Below are 20,499 nucleotides of genomic sequence, written 5' to 3'. Positions count from 1 at the left end.
GAGAACGACCTCAGTCGTTCTGGGGCGGAGCCGGAGGCCGACCGACAAGGCCCATCCTTGTCAGAGGCGAGGCGGTGATCTGCCTCATCGCCAGAACCAGTCCCAGGGTCAGTGACAGAACGGATGCCATCATTATGACGGCCGAGCAATGGACCCCGTAGGCCGTCCACCGGGCTCCGATCTCCAGTCCAGGGCTGACCTGCCAGATGACATAGCAAGCGTAGAGAATCCCTAGGAACCCCGCAGCCAGCATCAGGGTGGAGACAATCTGAATCGAAGCCGATGACATCCTGGTCCCAGGAACATCCATCCCGGTTCCCCGAGTAGCAGCCAGAGCAATAAGACAGAGGCCGGCCGGAATAAGAATGCCCATGATCACGTCCGAGGGGCGATGCCAGCCACCCTGCACCAGCGAGCAGCCCACGGACAGGTCAAAGGCGAACCCCACCAAGGCGACCGGGGCCCTCCAAACGCGCGGCACCACACAGAGCAGGGCCAGGACCACCGCCAGAGCCAGGACGGTATGCCCGGATGGAGTTGAGTTGGATGCGGAGGCCTGGGCATGGATAAGCACGGGGCGAGGCAGGAAGCGTTTGAGAATGCGGGCCACCCCGAAGACCACCAGAGCATATACGGCAACCTGGCCGAGCAGCCACCACCGGCGGCGCGCCAGAACGACCGCCAGGGCTGTAAGACCCAGCACCATGCAGATCACCACAGTCACATAAGGGATGGTGAACAGCCCCAAGTAAGCCTTGACCAGGGGCGCCTGGTCAAGGAAACCGCGGAAGTTGGTCAGGGCCATATCGTCATAGGTCTGCCCGGGAACAGTCCAGACAGCCGCCCACCAGACCAAAGCAGCCAGACCCAGACAGGCCAGGCCGGCGACCAGGCACAGAACCAGGGATGAAATCCGGGGTCGGAACGTCAAAGGATCACGGTCAACGTGACTGTCGTCCTCCTCGGTCTGCTCATTCGGGTCCCGGTACCAGGTCTGCTGTGCTTCGCCCTGCTCGCGCTTGTTGGTCATACCTCAAGACTCTATCCAACCCCTGGGTCGACAGCCGACACCCTGTCCGACAAACGCATTGTTTTCACGACTCCATCCAGCCTGGTCAGGGCAAATATGGAAAACTCCCACGCACCCGCCAGAGGCCACTTACCCTTGCTGCATTCCTGCCCTGGGGGGATTGGGTGACATAACGCCACGTGAGAGCAAGTCACTATCATAGCAGACATGCTGCACTTGTCCACTGGAAAGCACTGATCCATCCATGCCAGGTGCGTATTCGGTCGATATTGCCGCCCGTTGCTTCCCTGACCAGACCTGTCCGCTAGCATGTAGGCAACAGGATCGCCGTACTCCAGCGGTTGATCACGGATCATGCCGGACCCTGGCAACGGACAGTAGGCAGCCCGGCATCAACAGCGACAAGGGATGGATGGCTGAAGACGAATGGCTGACATGGATGCTGATTTGGTGATTGTGGGCGCTGGCCTATTCGGTCTGACTGTGGCCCAGCAGGCGGTCGAGCACAGCGGGGCCCGGGTGCGGATCATCGATGTGCGCGACCACATCGGCGGCAACGCCTACTCCTATATGGACGAGGAAACCGGGGCCGAAATCCACAAGTATGGGGCCCACCTCTTCCACACCTCCAACCGCAAGGTCTGGGAGTATGTCAATCGCTTCACCGAATTCACCGACTACACCCACAGGGTCTACACCACCCACAAGGGCGAGGTCTACCCCCTGCCCATCAACTTGGGGACCATCAACCAGTTCTTCCACGCCCACTACACCCCCCAGCAGGCCCGAGAACTGATCCGGGAGCAGGCCGGCGAGCTGGCCGGGACCGACCCGGGCAACCTGAACGATCAGGGCATCTCTCTGATCGGCCGCCCCCTGTATGAGGCCTTCATCAAGAACTACACGGCCAAGCAGTGGCAGACCGACCCCTCCCAACTGCCCGCCTCGATCATCAAGCGGCTTCCGGTGCGGTTCAACTACGATAACCACTACTTCAAGGACACATGGGAAGGCCTGCCCAAGGACGGCTACACAGCCTGGTTCGATAGGATGATCGACGATCCGCGCATCCAGGTGAGCCTGAAAACCGACTTCTTCGACAACTCCCAGCCCTGGAACCGGGATGCTCTGGTAGGACAGGTCCCCGTTGTCTATACCGGCCCGGTCGACCGCTACTTCGGCTACCACTTGGGCGAGCTCAAGTGGCGGACCGTGGACTTCAAGGAGCGCCGCTACGACGAGGACGACCACTTCGGCTGCCCGGTCATGAACTTCTCCGATCCTGACGTGCCATACACCCGCGCCATCGAGTTCAAGAACTTCAACCCCGAACGCTACGACCGGCAGAACCATGAACGCACCGTGGTCTGGGAGGAATACAGCCGCTTCGCCGGCAAGGGCGACGAGCCCTACTACCCCATCAACACGGGTGGCGATCGGGCGCTCTACACCCAGTACAAGCAGCTGGCCATCCAACAGCCGAAGGTGGTCTTCGGCGGGCGCCTGGGCACCTACGCTTACTACGACATGCACCAGGTCATCAATTCAGCCCTGGATGCCTGGAACAGGCGGATCGCTCCCCTGGTAGGCCAGGCCAAGGGCTGAAGCCGGAACCGAATCACTATCGCCCCTTCAGAGGCAATCCTTGGAGGGGAGCATGAGGCTGAAGAGCTCAATATCAGGCGAAGCCAGCCAATCCAAAGCGGCTATTCCAATCCGAATGCAAGAAGGCCGGCCACTCACGAAAGTGGCCGGCCTTTTTTAGATCAGGCATCTGCCATTCAAACCTCCAAGGTAGCCCTTCGAACAGGCGCCTCAGAAATCAACCAGGCAGAATCTGCGGGCTCAGGCGTGCCAGACGTCCTTGCCGTTCTCCTTGGCGGCCTTGACATCGGCATCCAGGGCGCTCTCGTCGCTCTCCACCTTGCCGACGATGTAATCCTCGACCAGCTGACGAGCCTCGTTGTCCTCATGCTGGACGGCGGGGGACTTCATGAAATAGGAGCTGGGTGCCAGCACCGGGCCGGCCAGGTGACGGTCCAGGGCGATCTTGGCGGCACGCAGGGCGTCGATGACGATGCCGGCCGAGTTGGGTGAATCCCAGACTTCCAGCCTGTACTCCAGATTCAGAGGAACGTCGCCGAAGGTGGTTCCTTCCAGACGCACAAAGGCCAGCTTGCGGTCATCCAGCCAGGCCACGTAGTCAGAGGGACCGATGTGGACGTTGTGGGGATCCATGTCATGAGGAACAATGGAGGTGACGGCACGGGTCTTGGAAACCTTCTTGGATTCCAGACGGGAGCGCTGCAGCATGTTCATGAAGTCCATGTTGCCCCCCACGTTCAGCTGGTAGGTGCGGTCCAGACGCACGCCGCGATCCTCGAAGAGGCGGGCCATCACCCTGTGGGTGATAGTGGCGCCCACCTGGCTCTTGATGTCGTCGCCCACGATGGGCAGGCCGGCATCGCGGAACTTCTGGGCCCACTCGGGGTCGGAGGCGATGAAGACAGGCAGGCAGTTGACGAAAGCGCACCCGGCCTCGATGGCAGCGGCGGCGTAGGCCTTGTCGGCCTGCTCAGAGCCGACGGGCAGGTAGGAGACCAGCACATCGACCTTCTTGTCGCGCAGAACCTGGGCCACATCAACAGGCTCGGCGTCCGACTCGGTGATCATCTTGCTGTAGTACTCGCCCAGCCCATCGCCGGTCGGCCCGCGCAGGACCTCCACGCCCATGTTGGGAACGTCGCAGAACTTGTAGGTGTTGTTCTGCGAGGCGAAAATGGCCTCGCTCAGGTCCTTGCCGACCTTGAGGGAGTCCACATCGAAGGCGGTCACGAACTCCACGTCACGAATGCGGTAGCCACCGAAGTTGGCGTGCATGATGCCGGGGATCTTGTCATCATCCTTGGCGTCCTTGTAATACTCGACTCCCTGTACCAGCGAGGAAGCGCAGTTGCCCACGCCCGCTACAGCTACACGGATGCTCATACAAACTCCTCTGATTTACTGGGTTATTTCCACTTTAAGCATACCTTCTCCCGGCGGATGGCATGGTGGAATAGAACTTCGTATGCCTGCCCCCTGGCAGGACAGACCCCCAAGCAGGGCGCAAACGTACGAAAATGATGAACGTTCAGCCTTAGGTCGAACAGTTTTCAGCCCCGCCGGATAGCGTGGTTGGCATGGCCAATCAGACTCGTTCAGTCAGTTCGACCTCGCTCACACGCAGGACTCAGTCCGGAACGCGCGTCAGCAGGAATCGCGCCGACAGGCTCACCTCGCGGCACGCCGACCGGAATACCCGGGGCGGCGGACCTCGCCGCAGACGGCCCCACAAGTCGCATCGCGTGCTTAAGTGGACCCTGGCCCTGCTGGGACTGGTGCTAGTCGCCGGGGCGGCGGCCTTCGCATACCTGTATCTGACCACTGAAATCATCCCGCCTGAGAAGCAGGCCCTGGCGCAAAAGACCACGGTCTATTATGCGGACGGCACCACCCCCATCGGAACCTATGCCAATCAGAACCGAGAGATTATCGATTGCGCTGTCCTGCCCAAGTATGTGGGCAATGCGGTCGTCGCCTCGGAGAACCGCACCTTTTACAAAGACAACGGCATCGACCTCAAAGGCATCAGCCGAGCGCTCTTCAACAACGTGACCAAGGGCACCCGACAAGGCGGATCCACCATCACCCAGCAGTATGCCGAGCGCTACTATCTGGGCGAGACCACATCCTATAAGGGCAAGCTGCGCGAGGCCATTCTCTCCTTGAAGATTTCCAGAACAGAGGATAAGAACACCGTCCTTTGCAACTATCTGAACACCATCTACTTCGGCCGTGGCGCTTACGGGATCCAGGCCGCCGCCCAAAACTACTTCGGCAAGGACGCCAAGGACCTGACCATGCCCGAGTCAGCCATGCTGGCCGGCATCATCCCGGCCCCTGCCTCCTGGGACCCGGCAGTCAACCCCAAGCAGGCCGAGTCGCGCTTCCGCCGCGTGCTGGCCATCATGGAGGAGGACCACTACATCAGCCATCAGGACCGGGCCAGCGCCCAAATGCCGCAGACCATCAAATACATGCCGCAGAACGTCTACCAGGGACCCAACGGCTACCTGCTGCGCATGGTCCGCAACGAGCTGTCCTCCGGCAAAAAGGCCCCCTTTACCGCGGACGACCTGGACACTGGAGGCTACCGGATCATCACCACCATCCAAAAGGACAAACAGGATCTGATGTTCCAAGTGGCCAGTCCGTCCACAGGGAACAAGCATCTGCCGCCCACTCTGCAAATTGGGGGGCTCTCGGTCGACCCCAAGACCGGTGCCGTCATCTCCCTGTACGCCGGTGACGACTACCTGACCCACCAGCTCAACAACGTGGATCAGGCGACCTTCCAGGTCGGTTCGACCATGAAGGCCTACACGCTCCTGGGCGCCATCCAGGATGGGGTCAGCCTAAACACGGTCTTCAACGGCAATTCGCCGCGTACCTTCTCCAGCGTGGGCAAGTCCGTCGCTAACGCCGGGAATGTCAGCTACGGGTACATCAACCTATACTCGGCATTCGCCAACTCGGTCAACACAGTCTTCATGGACTTGGGCGAGCACGTGACCTCACGCAAAATCGCCCAGGTGGCCCACACAGCCGGCATCACCGGGAAAATCGACGATACGACCACCTTCGACACTCTGGGTGTAGACGCTCTCTCGGTCTATGACGTGACCCAGGGCTACGCCACTCTGGCCAACGGGGGACAACGACCCAAGCTGCACTTGGTCGCCCAGGTCAAGGACGCCAAGGATCAGGAGCTCTACACGGCTACGACCCAGTCGGATCAGGTCTTCAACGCCGATCAAGTGGCTCTGCTGCAAAAGGCTATGACCACGACGGTCCAGCGCGGCACTGCATCCTATGCCCGTTCCCTGGGGCGGCCCATCGCCGGCAAGACCGGCACGGCCAATGACCAGACCGCCATCTCCTTCATCGGATTCACCCCCTCGCTTCTGACCACTTTCGCTGTCTGGAACCAGGGTCAGGACGGCGGAGCCCTGAAGGTACCGGATCACTATCACGACGGCTTCTATGCGGTTCAGCTCTTCACCCAATATATGAAGTCGGCCCTGGGCAACAGTCCAGTGGAGCGTTTCCCGGATGCTGTGGACCACGGCAAGGTCGGTGGCCCAGAAGGCAATTGGGGCACCGGATCCCGGCAGAGCAGTTCATCCACGCGCAACCGTGAATACTCATACGCGCCCCAGCAGCGCTCCCAGCGCCAGAACTCCGAGCAGGGGCAGTCCGGGTCCGGCAGTGGTTCGGGCGCTGGCACTGGAGGCGGAACGGAGAATGAAGACAGCAGCGGCAGCAGTGAGGGCGACAACGAAGGCAGCACTCAGGGCAACTCAGGGGCCGAGTCAACCCAGCAGTAAACCAGCCAGATGTAAACCAGTTCAGATAATTTGTTCCGATCCGGGCGTAGTTGTGCGTCCGGATCGGATCTGAAGGACCCGTATTGGATTTTCTGGCCTTCAGCCGCGCTGGAAGCGGTTGAGCGCCGAGATGATGGCCTTGAGGGAGCTGGTGGAGATGGACGAGTCGATACCCACACCCCAGATCACCCGGGACCTGGCCGGTTCGCCCACTTGGCACTCCACGTAGGAAGCCGCCAGAGCGTCCGTGCCGGCGGTCATGGCGTGCTCGGCGTAATCCAGGACCGAGACGGTCTGATCCAAAGACTTGAGTGCATTCAGGAAGGCCGCAATAGGACCGTTCCCATGCCCATGAACACGACGACGTTCCTCAGGATCGCCTGGGGCAAGTCCTCGGTCCAGCAGGGTGGCATCCAGCACGGTGTCGGAGCCGTCCTCGCCGGAGGTGACCGCCACATTCAGCAGCTTGAATCGTCCCCACTGGCGCAGGGTCTCGTCGCGCTGATCGGCCATGGATTCGCCGCCGACCACGCTTCCGCCGGCCTCCACGGGCAGATACTCATCCTTGAAGAGCCGCCAGATGTCGGCATCCTTGACCTCGCGCTTGGTCCTGTCGGCATAGCTCTGGACCAGCCGTTCGAACTCCGCCTGAAGACGCTTGGGCAGATCCAGATGATGGTTGGCCTTGAGCAGATAGGCCATGCCGCCCTTGCCCGACTGGGAGTTGACCCGGATGATGGCCTCATAGTTGCCGCCCACATCCTTGGGGTCGATGGGCAGGTAGGGCACCAGCCAGAGGAAGTCATCGGGGTTGGCGTTGGCACGCAGAGCCGCCTGCTGCCGGGCATCCAGTCCCTTCTTGATGGCATCCTGATGAGAGCCGGAGAAGGCTGTGAAGACGAAGCTGCCCGCATAGGGGTGCCGCTCGGAGACGGCGATCTGATTGCAGTACTCCACCGTCCGACGGATGCCGGGCATGTCGGAGAAGTCCAGCTGGGGATCGATCCCCTGGACCAGCAGGTTCAGCCCCACCGTGCAAATGTCAACATTGCCGGTACGCTCTCCATTGCCCAGCAGACAGCCCTCCACCCGGTCGGCCCCGGCCAGCAGGCTGAGCTCGGTGGCGGCCACAGCCATGCCCTCGTCGTTGTGAGGGTGCAGGGAAAGCACCACAGCATCCCGATCTTTGAGGTTGGTGGATATGTACTCCACCTCGTCGGCGAAGACGTTGGGGGTGGTCATCTCCACGGTATTGGGCAGGTTGATGATCATGGGATGCTCCGGTGTGGGCCGGATCACATCAATGACCGCGTTGCAGACCTCCAGAGAATACTCGGGCTCTGCGCCGGAGAAGGACTCGGGCGAGTACTCATAGGAAAGATCAGCGCCCCCGGCATCGGCCTCCAGGGAGCGGCAGAGCTCGGCGGCGTCGGTGGCCAGCTTCTTAATGCCGGCCTTGTCCTTGTGGAAGACGACCTCCCGCTGCAGGACCGAAACCGAGTTGTAGAAGTGGACTACGGCTCGCTTGGCGCCACGCAGGGCCTCATAGGTACGGCGAATCAGGTGCTCGCGGGCCTGGGTCAGGACCACGATGGTCACATCGTCGGGAATCAGCTCGCGCTCTATCAGCAAGCGGATGAAGTCATAATCGGTCTCCGAAGCCGAGGGGAAGCCCACCTCAATCTCCTTGAAGCCCATGGAAATCAGCAGATTCCAGAATCTCAGCTTGCGCTCGGAATCCATGGGGTCGACCAGGGCCTGGTTGCCGTCACGAAGATCGACCGAGCACCAACGAGGCGCCCGCTTCAGGGTCTTGCCCGGCCAGGTACGCTGCGGATAGTCAAAGGGGACCTGCTTCTTGTAGGCCACATATTTGTTGTAAGGCATGGCGCTGGGCTTCTGCGGCGAACCCACGAACCTGGGGGGAGGCAGCAACAGGTCGTTGTTCCCTCCATTGGACGCCGCAGCCTGGGCCGCAAGATCAAACACGGATGCACGATCCTGATCCATCTCTCCTCCTTCTTTCGTTCGTCGGAAACCACAATGTCACCCGGCAATAGGTATTCGGGCAGGCCAAAACCGTGCCAGGGGTGCCATTATTTTACCGGAGGAGAGCCGGGATATGCGGTCCAGGTCCGCATTCCGACGCAGAGGAAGGCGAACACACAGAGACCGGCATGATCTGCGCAGTTGCCCGCAGTGCAAACACCACACGGCGCAAACACCGAAGAGTGCTCACTGCATAAGGTTCATTGCAAATGACTCACTGGAAGAGGGAGACGCCGCGACGCCCCTCGCAGTAGGCGTTGCCCAGCCAGGTGTGACGCGAGTTGGGCCAGACCGAACCCAGGCGGGGGGCGTTCTGGCTCATCCAGATGCTGGGCACGCGCCCATCGGCGCTGTGGGAACCCAGCAGGTTGAAACCATTCTTGACTGCCAGCCAGTCGGGATGCTGGGTGGCGATGGCCAGACCCTCCTCCAAGGTCAGAGGGAGCCGGTCGTCGGAGTCGATCAGCTTGCGAGCCACGTCCGGTTCTCGGTTGGTGTAGCAGGTGCCGGTATGCGGCTCCAAGACAATGTAAAAGGGCCCCTCAGGCGGTTCAAACCCGTTCTGAGGCAGGAAGCTGGCGATGTCGCGCGGCGGCATGGTGGTAAAGCCCGCCATGCGATTGATGCTGGTCCGGGCGATCAGCGATTCGGGCGAGACCAGCTCCCTGGTGGGGATAAGCAGGATCTGCTCGCCCAGCTCAGTGGACTCCAGCGCAGAGATCAGGGGCTGGGCCAAGGCTCTGAAAGCGGCGGCGCTGATGTCCGCCACATCCGGATAGCCCAAGGCCACGATCCGATCCAGTTGCCGCTGCACTTCTTGGGAAGATCTGGTCATGGTCTCTAGTCTAATCGGTGCCGCACAGGCGAACCGGTCATCTCAGATCCTGTCGGCGAAGTGCTTGCGGGCGATCAGCTCGGCGATCTGCACGGCGTTGAGGGCGGCTCCCTTGCGCAGGTTGTCATTGGCCACGAACATGGACAATCCCCTCTTGCCTTCCACGGCTTGGTCCTGGCGGATGCGGCCCACAAAGCTTGGGTCCTTGCCGGCTGCATCCAGAGGAGTTGGTATTTCCGCCAGACTCACTCCGGGGGCCTTGGACAGCAACTCGCGGGCTTGGTCAGGGGTGACATCGTGCTCGAACTCGGCATTGATGCTCATGCCATGGGCTGTGAAGACTCCTACCCGCACGCAGGTGCAGGAGGCGGCCAGATCAGGCAGGTGCAGGATTTTGCGGCTCTCATTGCGCAGCTTCTGCTCCTCGTCGGTCTCCCCGCTGCCGTCATCGACCAAGTCGCCTATAAAAGGAACGGCGTTGAAGGCGATGGTGCGCACCACCTTGGTGGGCGGGGGGAACTCGATGGCCGATCCGTCGAAGACCAGACGATCAGCACCCTGCTCAACGGCGGTTTTGGCCTCGTCGCGCAGCTGGAGGACGCCGGCACGCCCAGCCCCCGACACGGCCTGGTAGGAGGAGACGATCAGACGGCGCAGACCGTAGGCCTTGGCCAAGGGACTCAGCACCGGCATGCAGGCCATGGTGGTGCAGTTGGGATTGGCCACGATCCGCCGGGGGATAAGATCCAGGTCCTCGGGGTTGACCTCAGCCACCACCAGGGGGACCTCGGGATCCATCCGCCAATGGGAGGAGTTGTCGACCACGTAGGCTCCGGCCTCGGCGAAGCGAGGGGCCCAGGTTCCTGAGGTCGAGCCGCCGGCGGAAAAGATGGCCAGATCAATTCCGCTAAGGTCGGCCTGCTCCACATCCTCGACTGTGATGGTCCTGTCACGCCAGCGCAGCTGCTCTCCAGCAGACCGGGAGGAGGCCATGAATCGCAGGTCGGACACAGGAAAGTCCCGTTCGTCCAGCATGCGGCGCATGACCATGCCTACCTGGCCGGTGGCACCCAGAACGGCAACATTGATGCCACGGCGACCGTTGTTCGTCAAATCGGCCTTGTCTGTCATCGCTCTCTCTCCTCTCCGCTCAGCGACCTGTGCCGCCATAAACGACCGCCTCGACCTGATCGGCGTCCAAATGGAAGGCCGTATGGATGGCCCGTACCGCCTCGTCCAAGGCCTGAATGGGCACCAGGGCGGAGATTCGAATCTCGGAGGTCGAGATCATGAGCACGTTGATATGCCGGTCGCTCAAGGCCCGGAAGAAGGTGGCGGTAATGCCCGAGTGGGTCTTCATGCCCACCCCTACCAGGGTCACCTTGCCCACCTCGGGATTGATGTCGACCGAGCGGAACCCCAGTTGCTCGCGGGAGTCATCCAGCATGGGGACCACCTGATCAGCCTGAGCGGATGGCAGGGTGAAGGAGATGTCCACGGTTCCGGTAGCCGCCCCAGCCTGGACGATCATGTCGATGTTGATGCCGCCCTCGGCAAGGATGGTGAAGAGCCGCGCGGCCACGCCAGGTCGATCGGGTACGGCCCGCAGGCTGACCTGGGTCTCGCTGCGGTCGTGGGCAACCCCTGAGATGATGGGTGACTCGGGGCCGTTCAGGTCCGGAAACAAGTCGCCCATGGATTCGCCGTTGGTCATGACCTTCCTTCCGTCATATCCCGTTGCCTGTCAGCGTGCGCAGCGGGGGAATCCGGCAACTGGCCGGTCTCCAGATTGGGAATCTTGACGACATCGACATCGTCGGGCATGATCAGCGTGCCTCGACGATGGGAAAATGAACTGCGCACATGGATAGGCATGCGGAAGCGCTGTGCATACTCCACGCAGCGCAGAGCCAATACCTTGGAGCCGCCGGCCGCCATCTCCAGCATCTCCTCGTACGAGATGCGAGCAATTCTTCGGGCGGTGGGGACAATGCGCGGGTCGGCGGTAAAAACGCCGTCTACGTCGGTATAGATTTCGCAGACATCCGCATTGAGCGCCACAGCCAGAGCCACAGCCGAGGTATCCGAGCCGCCGCGTCCCAGGGTAGTAGCATCGCCGTCGGCGTTAACCCCCTGAAAGCCTGCCACAATACCCACTTCGCCTCGGTCCAGAGCCTTCATGACTCGCTGGGGTCGGACATGGCGGATGTGGGCTGCGCCGTAGCGTGCATCAGTCATGAATCCCGCCTGCGAACCGGTGAAGGAATGGGCGCGCTCGCCTTGTGCATGGATGCTCATGGCCAGCAGGCTCATGGAGATGCGCTCCCCCGCCGTCATGAGCATGTCCATCTCACGGGCCGGTGGATTGGAATCCACATCCATGGCCTGATCGATCAGATCGTCAGTGGTGTCCCCCATGGCGGAAACCACCACTGCGATGTCATTGTCAGCGCGCTTGGTATCAATGATGCGCTTGGCCACACGCTTGATGGAGTCCGAGTCCGCCACCGAAGACCCACCATACTTCTGAACGATAAGTGCCACTGCTGTTCCATCCCGCGACGGTTAAGCCACTAGACCATCATCTGCAACATGTTGATTATATGGATTATATGAACGACACCGTTCTATCAGACCCTCTCCACCAACATGCGAAACAATGGCTGCAGGCCTTACAGATCGCGACGGCCGGATATTGCCCGGCCAAGGGTGATCTCGTCAGCATATTCCAGATCACTGCCGACAGGCAGACCGCTGGCCAGCCTGGTGACCCGCAGGTCCAGGGGACCCAGCAGCCGTCCCAGGTAAGTGGTGGTGGCCTCGCCTTCGATGTTGGGGTCCAGGGCCAGCATGACCTCCTTGACCTGATCGGTGCCCAACCGCTTCAAGAGCTCGGGAATGCGCAGATCACCTGGCCCGACGTTGGACATAGGATCGATGGCCCCGCCCAGCACATGATATAAACCCCGGTACTCTCCGGTACGTTCGATACTCATGACGTCCTTGGGCTCCTCGACTACGCAGATGATGCTGCGGTCACGCCGTGGATCCTGACATATGGGGCATGGGCTGGTCTCGCAAACATTGCCGCAGATCTCGCAAAACCGAACCTTCTCCTTGGCGGCGACAATAGCATCGGCCAGATCCTGCGCGCTGCGCCGATCGGCTCCCAGAATATAGAAGGCGATGCGCTGCGCTCCCTTGGGACCAATGCCCGGCAGTTGAGCGAAAGCGTCAATCAGCTCTTGAATGGCTCCATCATAGGTAGCAGCCATCATTCACCTCCCTGTCGCTGTGCCTGTTCCTGCCGGCGCTTTTGGACGTTGATCGGATTCTGGGGGTCGTCAGCAGCAAAATCCTCCACCTTGGTCACATCAAACAATTTGGTCAGTTCATCCTGGTTCATGGCATTGTCCGCCCCGAGCCTGGCATCGTCCATGGAATAGACATCGTTCTCGGGATCCACGGAAGGCCCCGAGGCTTGGGAGGAGACTGCAGCAGACGATGCTCCATCCCGATCGGGACCGCTCTGGGCCGAACTAGCGAAGCCTGCAGGCATTCTCCTGCCCTCAGCTCCAGAGACCTTTGCCATCGTCTGGGGACCATCCAAACCGTCAGCAGCATCGGAACCGTGACCGTCGCTCTGCACCGACGGAGTTGGGATGCCAGCCGCCATGGCCCCTTCATCGGGGACCGATCCGGTCCCCAATGCCGAATCCGGGGCTGCACCCGAGACGCTTCCCTGGCCAGACGAATCAGCTGACTCCGAGACTGCAAGCCCTTGATCCGAAGCCTCACGGCCCTGACTGTTGGAGGACTCTGCAGAGGCTGCGGCGCTGATCCCGGAATCGGGCACGGCCCAGGGATCCGTGTCATCGCTCATGTCCGGCAGAGCTACCTTTTTGGACTCATGGTCTTTCTGGCCATAGGATCCGTCGTCGCCCTCACCGGGCTGCCGGACCTTTTGCGGCGCGAGAGTCGCTGGCATGGGGTGAGCCCAGGGATCATCATCCGGCAATACCGTTGAAGCAGTTGAGCCAAAGCCCGCCGCCGGCAGCGGTTCCGAAGATGTTTGGACCGGACCGCCGACCGGGTGGTGGACGTCGTCGGAGTTCCCGTCGTCGGCAGCTTCTCCAGGAGTGGACCTTCCCTTCGATGCTGATGCTCCAGCCTCACCTCGATGACCAGCCGAAGCCGTCATCTCCCTAGGGGCATGCCCCTGCTCCGTGGCTGCATGAGGCATGACAGCTGCTCCAAGGTTCATGGTGGCCAAGCCGGCTCGCGCTAGAGCCACTTCCTTCTTGACCTCTGCCCGACGCTGCGGAGACATCCTGTTGACGGACTCTACCGTCTCGCCGTTGGCAGCCGTCCCCGATGGGGCGATCATGGTGGCCTGTCCAAACTCCTGACGAGCGCGGACCATGACGATACGCGGCACCTTGGTCTCCCCGTCAACCGACTGCGCAGACACGGCCATGGCGAAGGCATGCTGGCTGAGTGGACGGTCAAAAGTCATAGACAGTCGCTTGCGACCGGAAGGGTCTGCACTCATGGCCACGGTAGGCACCCGGTCCCGCACCACATACTGGCGTACCTCATCCGGTAGGGCAGCCACTAAGGCATCCCAGCGCTTATCCAGTTCCGTACCAGTCGGCACCTCGTTTGTCTGCCCCTGCGTAACCTTATGTTGGGCTGACCGAGGCGGTTCAGCGGATTGGACGGGTCCGGCAGAATTGGGTGATCCGGTCTGCCCCGTCGGCTGTCGAGTCGTCGAGGAGGGGACTTCCTTGCGTTCAGGCTGGGCAGAGCCTGAACCGGAATAGGTGGGCCATCCTTCGCCCTCTTGCTGTCCTTGAGCATAGGAATCGGAATGAGAATCTGCCGTAATCCGCGGCTCTGCAAAGGTGGCAGGTGCTGCAGCAGACGGCGAGCCTGTCCTGCCAGGCTGTTCGCGGCGATCAGCCCCGTCAGCACGGCCAGACTGGGATGCTCTGGACGGCCGACCGTTCTGCTGAGACCTGTCAGCGCCAATGAACCCGCTGCGGGCGGGCGCAGGGGCCGTGCCAGCGGCGGAAGCCGCCGCTTCAACCGGTGCCTGCTCCATAGACTCGCAGCCAATTGCCAGCAGCCTGGCGGCCAGCAGCTCCAAGCGCATCCTGGGCGAGGTGGCCCCGTTCATTCCCGCCAGCGCATCATTGATGATGTCGGCTATCCTGGTCAGGACCTGCAGATCCAAAGCATTCGCCTGACGATGCAGATCGGCCACCTGGTCGTCGTCCGCATCCTCGCTAAGCACGCTTTCAGCCCGGTCGCCCGCCAGTTTGAGAACCAGCAAGTCGCGGACATGAGCCAGCAGGTCCTCAACGAAACGCTGGGGCTCGAACCCGCCGACGACCACCTTTTGAATGACCCCATAGAGGCCAGCCCCATCGTGGGCGATCAGTGCGTCCACAGCTTCGCCGATCAGCGCGGCAGGAGTGAACCCCAGCAGAGCTACAGCCGCATCATAGGTGATGGTGTGCTCGTCAGCGCCTACCATGAGCTGGTCCAGCACGGAAAGGGTGTCACGCACCGATCCGCCTCCAGCCCGCATGGCCAGCTTAAGCACGCCAGGTTCGGCCTTGATGCCCTCTTTTTCGCAAATCCCTTCTAGGTAGGGCCCCATGACTTCCTGGGGCACCAGACGGAAGGGATAATGGTGGGTGCGGGAGCGAATGGTGCCGATCACCTTCTCCGGCTCTGTAGTGGCGAAGATGAACATAACGTGTTCCGGCGGCTCCTCGACGATCTTCAGCAGGGCATTGAATCCTTGCTGGGTGACCATATGAGCCTCGTCCAGAATGAAGATCTTGTAGCGGTCACGCACGGGGGCGAAGCCTGCTCGCTCCCTGAGTTCCCTAGCATCGTCAACGCCATTGTGGCTGGCGGCGTCGATCTCCACCACGTCAATGGAACCAGGGCCTCCGGTGGCCAGATCCCTGCAGCTGTCGCACTCGCCGCAGGGATGGCTGGTCGGCCCCTTTGCGCAGTTAACGCAGCGGGCGAAAATCCTGGCACTGCTGGTCTTTCCACAACCCCTGGGACCGGAGAAGAGGTAGGCATGGGTCAGCCGGTTCTCATCCAGAGCTCGGGTGAGAGGCACCGTGACCTGCTTCTGACCGATGATGCCGTCAAAAGTGTCAGGCCGATACCGCCGATAGAGTGCTAGTGCCATAATTCAAGGCTATCCATTTCTTTAGACACGTTCGCTTTCCTTCCTGAGGCTTTCATCCTGCTTCCTCCTCTCACCCACAGGGCTCGGGGCCTGCCCGGGCTGACTGGACCAAGCGGGGCATCATCGGGACTCCGGTGTCTACTCCCACCGAGACCTTCACGTCGTCTCCATCTACCTGACAGTCCGTCAGGACACCACGGTTGAGACGTGCAGCCCGGGAAGCCAGAGTACAGGGCTTCGTCTGTCCTTCGTCCAAGGCAGAAGCTGCAGCGAGAGCCGAAACATCGGCGCCAGTGCGTGCACGTGTCCGGCAGATCATGAGATTGCCCAGTAGCGCTGCCAGAACCAGACCCAGGCTAACTAGAGTCATCAGCATGATGCCCAGAACCGTGCCGGAGCCCGGATCCGAACCCCCTATCCATGAACCGGTATGCTCTACGCGCGTCTTTCTGGCATGTCCGGGCATGACTCATTCCTCCAATATGGCCATGGCATCGCCATGGACCTGTGCAGGCAGCACGCCCATGGGGCCGGAAACCACTGGGCATGACACCCTGACCGCCGTCTGCCCGGCCGATGGACTCAACCTCACCTGGGCATGCGGACCGGCCATCCGGTGCACCAGCTCTTGGGAATCGCCCTTGCCTTGGGTGACGATCAGGTCTCTGGCAGCAGCGTTGGCCGCATCCTGACAGACCATGCCAATCCGGATCGTCTGGGTCAACGTCAGCAGCATGAGAGCCAGAACCATGACCGCGGGAAGAACGATGGCGAACTCGGCCGTTACCGTACCGTTATCGGATCGCCACCGTCGTCTCCGCTCGGACCGTCTTTCATCCGACGGCACTGAGCGCCTTCTTCACCAGCCCCATTAGCAAAGTACGCGTGGAAGAAGATTTGACAATGGCCAGCAGTACGCCAGCCAGCGTGGCGGCCGCCACCATGATCACGGCGTATTCAGCAGTGATGGCCCCCGATTCAGGCCTGGCCAACACCACGCTCAACCGCCGATGCAGGGCACGCACTCCAGAATCCATAGCCTGGCTGACGCGAACATAAAAAGCAGTCATGAACCGGTTGGAACGCTGCCTCATTCTTTGCAACCACCCGGATCCGGCACCTGCAGCAGGCCATGTCGCAGCCGGGACCAATTGGCCTCTTGCCTGCCTGTTCTGTAAATGGAAGACCGTCGCAACCTCCTGCGAATATGTCATTGTTCTCACCTTTGCCTTTCCTTGCCTTCCCCGCCCTGGCGAATGACCGTTCCTCAGGGGATCGGCAGCCGCTACCTTTCACTCTGCCTGTTCCAGTCCGTTTCGGTCGACTTGTCCGATACATGTGGACAAGCGAACCTGCATCGGCAGCCTGTGGACAACTGCGCCCGCATGGACTTCATGCCCTCAGGACATCCCACCCGCAAAAGCCGCAATGCACGGTATGACTCCGATCAGCACGAAAGCCGGCAGAATGCACAGCCCTGTCGGCACGAGCAGCCTGACGGTGATCGTCGCCGTGGCCCGGGCCAGCACGCTGCGGGCGTGGTGATCCAGTTGGCGCATGGTCGTCTCGATGCGCGTCAGAGGCGATGATCCCAAACGCCAGGACGGCTCCAGACAGTCAGCTAGAACCTGCATGGACTGCCCGCAATAAGGATCGCCGATGGCTCCCGACCAGGACAGATTCCATCCGTTGCCACGTCCGAGCAGGTGAGCCACGCGAACCATCCGAAGCCCATAAGGGCCTGGCAGCAGCCCGCCAACCACACCCAGGGCCCTGGGCAGGGAGGCCCCCTGACGAACAGCGACTCCCAGCAAAGCCAGCACCAGGCTCAAGGGCGGCGGGGAGACCTGCTCGTCGGCTAATCGCTCACCCAGGACGTCGAATTGCATGAGCAGGAGCGCCAATATAGTCGACAGAGCGGCGATCAGCGGTTTCAGATCCATGAATCCCCCCTGCCCAGATCGCTCATCAGCAGATGCATCCAAACCAGACCAAGAACATAGAAGGCCGCTCCAAGGACTAGGCAGACGGTTCCCGGGCCTGGGTGGCATAAGAAGGCGAGTGGTCGCGCACCCATGAACTCTCCCAGGATGATGGTCAACACTGGCAAGGTCGACAGCAGACGGATCGTGGCCTTGGGCACAGCAAAGGCTTTTTCCCGGGCCTCATCCAGAGCCGCCCTCCGCCTCTGCATGGCTGCCACGGTCCGCAGACCATCCGAAGCCCGGCACCCCAGGGTGGCGCTGAGCCCGTAGCAAGCCATCAGAGCCTGGGCCATAATCGTCAGAGTCGGCCCCCGTTCCTGGGGCAAACATCGGTTCTCCAGCATGGCCATGACACGTTCCGGCGTGACCTCCCGGGTGGCGAACCGCCTCCCGGATGCCTCTTCAAAAGCCTCTATCAGACCGCCTCCATTGTCGACATAAGCAAGCAGAGAAGTGATCAACACCGCCAGACCGGGCTGACTCGACTGTATGGAGGGCCTGACTGACATTGTCTTCAGTCTTGCGGCTGCGCCGCCTCTCAGAGGAGGCAGGGCCAGACAGGCAAGAGTCGCCATTATCGCAGCCAACCAGACTGCAGTCTCGTCATTCATAATCCACCTCAACTATGGAGCGCTCGCCGAGGCGCTGGTCACAATGCCCCACCGCCTAGCGAACTTCGACCAGGCCGTCCCATATGCAGCGGCCCCTCGGCCCGTCCAAGCACAGACAGCCTCCCCAAGAAGCCGACCGTCGGCGGCCGTTGTCAGTCGGCCAATCTGAGCTATATGCCTATGACCGCCGGAACGTTCCAGATGGATAACAGCGTCGAACGCTCCTTGGGCCAGAGCCGCCAGTGCCTTCGGCTGCAGCCCCGCCAGCAGCCCCAGAGTCGCCAGCCTGGCAGGAACGCGTTCAACACTGTCAGCATGAAGAGTTGCCATGCCGCCCCGATGACCAGAATTGAAAGCCCTCAGCAGATCAGCTATCTCCTCGCCCCGGCACTCACCCAGGATGATCCGATCGGGCCGCATGCGCAGTGTGGCCTTGACCAGATCGACCAGCCCCACGGCCCCCACCCCTTCAACATTGGACTCTCTGACAGCCAGGGAAACCATATTCCTGTGGCCGGCAATACGGCCCAGCTCACGGACTTCCTCCACGACGACCAGCCGCTGCTCCTGCGGACACATGCCTAGCAAGGCCCGCAGAAGTGTGGTCTTGCCGGCACCCGTGCCACCGGTCACCAGAATGCTGGCCCGATTGACCACCAGCGCCCGAAGGATGAAGAGCCAACTAGAGGGACACAGCCCGGCAGCGGCCAGCTCCTCCAGACCGGGTGGGTGTCTGTTGGGCAGCCTGATGGAAATGGCGGCGCCCTCGGAAACGAGTGGGGCCAGCACGGCGTGGACTCTGATCCCCTCCTTGCTGGAAGCGTCGGCCATGGGACGAGCATCATCCAGGCGACGCCCCAGCTGAGCGCATAACTGCACAGCGAAGTCCCTCACTGCCCGAGGGCCTGTGAACCCAGGCCGAAGCAGAACCTCCTCCATACCCGAGCCCCGGTCGATCCAGACATCACCCTGACCGGTCACCGCGATGTCAGTCACCGCAGGATGGCTCACCAACCCATCCAAATAGCCGAAAGTAGGCGGCTGGCCCGAATCGTCATCAGGGAATGAACCTTCAAGGCTTTCTTCCCTCCCCCTGATCATTTGGCAGCCTCAGACCGAGCCAACCCGCGAGAAGAGACCCACTCTTCCTTTCCCCCGCTGACGACGACCATCCCCGCGATCCGCTCCACCAGGGGTTGAAGGGCCCGGGCGTACGCACGTGGCACCCGTTCCAGGCCACGACCATCCAGAACGGATGCCGACAGCTTCGGCTGCGGCTTGAGAACCACGTCCACCGATTGGCCCAGAAACTCCTCCGCCTGTTCCGGGTCGACACCATGGCTGACCCGGTGCTGGGTGGGCATCATCCCAATCAGAGCCATGGGGGGCCTACATGAGATCAATGGACTGTCGTGGTCCCGATCGCCAGCGTTCCCGCGGCCTTTCAGGGCATGAAGAAGTGCCTTTGCCCGTGCAAGGCCCAGCACGGTCATGTCCACCATCAACAGCGAAGGCAGTCCCTTCAGCGAGCGCAGATTACCCAGGCTCTGGCCTCGACCGGCATCGATCAGTAGGAGATCAGCAGATCCAGCCATTGCGCTGACGGCTGCGTCCACATCCCACCAGCCCTGTGGCAGAGCAGTCCAGGGATCGTTGCTGAGCAACGGGATGCCATCCCAGATTGGCAGCTCTTCACGGAGAGCCTGAGGATCCACCCGGCCCAAGGGAGCGCGGATCCGTCCCAGCCGCATGCCAGGTGCCCCCTCGATGCCGACCAGGACATCCATCCCTCCACCACCCAGGTCCAGATCCACCAGAGCGCATGACAAGGCCATGTTCCGAAGCTGTTTGGCCATCAGAGCCGTCATGGTCGTCAGCCCAATGCCTCCCGAAGCCGAGAGAAAGACCAGCCCCGTCACAGCGGACCCGTATTTGACTCCTGTGTCACTCCGCCCGATGCCGGTATCTTCGCCCGCCACCCTCCCTGGTCGGCGTTCCGGAGTCAACCCGACGGCATTAAAGGAGCGAGGAGTCCATTCAGGCTCCCGCCCTTTCATGCGGCCTTTTACCATCGTCGGCGGTCTGCCTATGCTCATTTCAGTCATGGCTACCAGTACATCCGGCCCATGTGATCGGCACCAGTCCCTGGAGCTGATGTGGTCGAATGACCTTATGTTTCCACATCGCTTCACCCTCGCTGTGCACAAATGTATCAACACCACGACACGCCTCGAATTACAGCATTTTTTGAGTCCATGCCCATGAAAGGCTACAGATGTTCGCATGGAAGCAACAGATTCCTGCAAACCTGCTGTATTCAGCTTGCCGCAATGCACACAATCGCAC

Annotated in this window: 18 protein-coding genes and 1 other RNA gene; 2 read left to right on the top strand and 17 right to left on the bottom strand. The window is 61.4% G+C overall.

What is annotated here, in order from left to right; translation table 11 throughout:
- Positions 1-10: 10 nt before the first annotated feature.
- Together J3T95_RS05040 and ffs are read right to left on the bottom strand one after the other, a co-directional pair.
- Complete coding sequence (locus J3T95_RS05040) at positions 11-1,030, bottom strand: phosphatase PAP2 family protein (protein ID WP_267450659.1); 1,020 nt, start codon at positions 1,028-1,030, stop codon at positions 11-13.
- Between the two features lie 98 nt (positions 1,031-1,128).
- Positions 1,129-1,219: signal recognition particle sRNA small type (gene ffs / locus J3T95_RS05035), an RNA gene on the bottom strand.
- Between the two features lie 237 nt (positions 1,220-1,456).
- On the opposite strand from ffs, the gene glf reads away from it, so the two are divergent.
- Positions 1,457-2,635 (top strand): UDP-galactopyranose mutase, encoded by a 1,179-nt coding sequence (glf, locus tag J3T95_RS05030; RefSeq protein ID WP_267450658.1) that lies wholly within the window; start codon positions 1,457-1,459, stop codon positions 2,633-2,635.
- A 240-nt stretch (positions 2,636-2,875) separates the two neighbouring features.
- Here the strand turns inward: glf and J3T95_RS05025 are convergent, their stop codons facing one another.
- Positions 2,876-4,018, bottom strand: coding sequence for an inositol-3-phosphate synthase (locus tag J3T95_RS05025; protein WP_220236442.1), 1,143 nt, complete (start codon positions 4,016-4,018; stop codon positions 2,876-2,878).
- 194 nt (positions 4,019-4,212) lie between these two features.
- Between J3T95_RS05025 and J3T95_RS05020 the strand changes: the two genes are divergently transcribed.
- The gene (locus J3T95_RS05020) at positions 4,213-6,459 is read left to right on the top strand and encodes a transglycosylase domain-containing protein (protein ID WP_220236443.1); all 2,247 of its coding nucleotides are present in this window, start codon (positions 4,213-4,215) and stop codon (positions 6,457-6,459) included.
- Between the two features lie 99 nt (positions 6,460-6,558).
- Here the strand turns inward: J3T95_RS05020 and leuA are convergent, their stop codons facing one another.
- The 14 genes from leuA to J3T95_RS04950 all read right to left on the bottom strand — a co-directional run bounded on the left by leuA (position 6,559) and on the right by J3T95_RS04950 (position 20,210).
- Positions 6,559-8,469: a 2-isopropylmalate synthase gene (gene leuA, locus J3T95_RS05015; RefSeq protein ID WP_267450657.1), complete on the bottom strand. Its 1,911-nt coding sequence runs from the start codon at positions 8,467-8,469 to the stop codon at positions 6,559-6,561.
- A gap of 253 nt (positions 8,470-8,722) precedes the next feature.
- Complete coding sequence (locus tag J3T95_RS05010; RefSeq protein ID WP_024626962.1) at positions 8,723-9,343, bottom strand: DUF5701 family protein; 621 nt, start codon at positions 9,341-9,343, stop codon at positions 8,723-8,725.
- Between the two features lie 42 nt (positions 9,344-9,385).
- Positions 9,386-10,474, bottom strand: coding sequence for an aspartate-semialdehyde dehydrogenase (locus tag J3T95_RS05005; RefSeq protein ID WP_220236445.1), 1,089 nt, complete (start codon positions 10,472-10,474; stop codon positions 9,386-9,388).
- A 19-nt stretch (positions 10,475-10,493) separates the two neighbouring features.
- The gene (locus J3T95_RS05000; RefSeq protein ID WP_267450656.1) at positions 10,494-11,057 is read right to left on the bottom strand and encodes an ACT domain-containing protein; all 564 of its coding nucleotides are present in this window, start codon (positions 11,055-11,057) and stop codon (positions 10,494-10,496) included.
- Positions 11,054-11,887: an aspartate kinase gene (locus tag J3T95_RS04995; protein WP_267450655.1), complete on the bottom strand. Its 834-nt coding sequence runs from the start codon at positions 11,885-11,887 to the stop codon at positions 11,054-11,056. The genes J3T95_RS05000 and J3T95_RS04995 overlap by 4 nt, the downstream gene beginning before the upstream one ends.
- A 128-nt stretch (positions 11,888-12,015) precedes the next feature.
- Complete coding sequence (recR, locus tag J3T95_RS04990) at positions 12,016-12,618, bottom strand: recombination mediator RecR (protein WP_015022549.1); 603 nt, start codon at positions 12,616-12,618, stop codon at positions 12,016-12,018.
- Positions 12,618-15,557, bottom strand: a complete 2,940-nt coding sequence (locus J3T95_RS04985) for a DNA polymerase III subunit gamma and tau (protein WP_267450654.1) — start codon at positions 15,555-15,557, stop codon at positions 12,618-12,620. Before J3T95_RS04985 ends, recR begins: the two co-directional genes overlap by 1 nt.
- 70 nt (positions 15,558-15,627) lie before the next feature.
- A complete protein-coding gene (locus tag J3T95_RS04980; protein ID WP_220236448.1) occupies positions 15,628-16,023 on the bottom strand; it encodes an Rv3654c family TadE-like protein in 396 nt (131 codons plus the stop codon).
- A gap of 3 nt (positions 16,024-16,026) precedes the next feature.
- Positions 16,027-16,404, bottom strand: coding sequence for a TadE/TadG family type IV pilus assembly protein (locus J3T95_RS04975; RefSeq protein WP_267450653.1), 378 nt, complete (start codon positions 16,402-16,404; stop codon positions 16,027-16,029).
- Positions 16,391-16,651: a DUF4244 domain-containing protein gene (locus J3T95_RS04970; RefSeq protein ID WP_220236450.1), complete on the bottom strand. Its 261-nt coding sequence runs from the start codon at positions 16,649-16,651 to the stop codon at positions 16,391-16,393. Before J3T95_RS04970 ends, J3T95_RS04975 begins: the two co-directional genes overlap by 14 nt.
- A 306-nt stretch (positions 16,652-16,957) precedes the next feature.
- Positions 16,958-17,500: a pilus assembly protein gene (locus J3T95_RS04965; RefSeq protein WP_267450652.1), complete on the bottom strand. Its 543-nt coding sequence runs from the start codon at positions 17,498-17,500 to the stop codon at positions 16,958-16,960.
- Positions 17,491-18,153: a pilus assembly protein gene (locus tag J3T95_RS04960; protein WP_267450651.1), complete on the bottom strand. Its 663-nt coding sequence runs from the start codon at positions 18,151-18,153 to the stop codon at positions 17,491-17,493. The genes J3T95_RS04965 and J3T95_RS04960 overlap by 10 nt, the downstream gene beginning before the upstream one ends.
- 12 nt (positions 18,154-18,165) lie before the next feature.
- A complete protein-coding gene (locus J3T95_RS04955) occupies positions 18,166-19,254 on the bottom strand; it encodes a CpaF family protein (RefSeq protein ID WP_267450650.1) in 1,089 nt (362 codons plus the stop codon).
- Positions 19,251-20,210 carry an ATPase gene (locus J3T95_RS04950; RefSeq protein ID WP_267450649.1) on the bottom strand — a complete coding sequence of 320 codons (960 nt, stop codon included), beginning with the start codon at positions 20,208-20,210 and terminating at the stop codon, positions 19,251-19,253. Before J3T95_RS04950 ends, J3T95_RS04955 begins: the two co-directional genes overlap by 4 nt.
- Positions 20,211-20,499: the final 289 nt, after the last annotated feature.

Source organism: Bifidobacterium sp. B4079 (assembly GCF_026537385.1).
In the GTDB taxonomy this organism is placed as follows: domain Bacteria; phylum Actinomycetota; class Actinomycetes; order Actinomycetales; family Bifidobacteriaceae; genus Bombiscardovia; species Bombiscardovia asteroides_I.
This window is presented reverse-complemented; position numbering and strand designations above follow the sequence as displayed.

Coding starts and splice junctions, on each gene's coding strand:
- J3T95_RS05040 (WP_267450659.1), bottom strand. CDS start 1,030: ATGACCAACAAGCGCGAGCAGGGCGAAGCACAGCAGACCTGGTACCGG.
- glf (WP_267450658.1), top strand. CDS start 1,457: ATGGCTGACATGGATGCTGATTTGGTGATTGTGGGCGCTGGCCTATTC.
- J3T95_RS05025 (WP_220236442.1), bottom strand. CDS start 4,018: ATGAGCATCCGTGTAGCTGTAGCGGGCGTGGGCAACTGCGCTTCCTCG.
- J3T95_RS05020 (WP_220236443.1), top strand. CDS start 4,213: ATGGCCAATCAGACTCGTTCAGTCAGTTCGACCTCGCTCACACGCAGG.
- leuA (WP_267450657.1), bottom strand. CDS start 8,469: ATGGATCAGGATCGTGCATCCGTGTTTGATCTTGCGGCCCAGGCTGCG.
- J3T95_RS05010 (WP_024626962.1), bottom strand. CDS start 9,343: ATGACCAGATCTTCCCAAGAAGTGCAGCGGCAACTGGATCGGATCGTG.
- J3T95_RS05005 (WP_220236445.1), bottom strand. CDS start 10,474: ATGACAGACAAGGCCGATTTGACGAACAACGGTCGCCGTGGCATCAAT.
- J3T95_RS05000 (WP_267450656.1), bottom strand. CDS start 11,057: ATGACCAACGGCGAATCCATGGGCGACTTGTTTCCGGACCTGAACGGC.
- recR (WP_015022549.1), bottom strand. CDS start 12,618: ATGGCTGCTACCTATGATGGAGCCATTCAAGAGCTGATTGACGCTTTC.
- J3T95_RS04985 (WP_267450654.1), bottom strand. CDS start 15,557: ATGGCACTAGCACTCTATCGGCGGTATCGGCCTGACACTTTTGACGGC.
- J3T95_RS04980 (WP_220236448.1), bottom strand. CDS start 16,023: ATGCCCGGACATGCCAGAAAGACGCGCGTAGAGCATACCGGTTCATGG.
- J3T95_RS04970 (WP_220236450.1), bottom strand. CDS start 16,651: ATGAGGCAGCGTTCCAACCGGTTCATGACTGCTTTTTATGTTCGCGTC.
- J3T95_RS04965 (WP_267450652.1), bottom strand. CDS start 17,500: ATGGATCTGAAACCGCTGATCGCCGCTCTGTCGACTATATTGGCGCTC.
- J3T95_RS04960 (WP_267450651.1), bottom strand. CDS start 18,153: ATGAATGACGAGACTGCAGTCTGGTTGGCTGCGATAATGGCGACTCTT.
- J3T95_RS04955 (WP_267450650.1), bottom strand. CDS start 19,254: ATGATCAGGGGGAGGGAAGAAAGCCTTGAAGGTTCATTCCCTGATGAC.
- J3T95_RS04950 (WP_267450649.1), bottom strand. CDS start 20,210: ATGAAAGGGCGGGAGCCTGAATGGACTCCTCGCTCCTTTAATGCCGTC.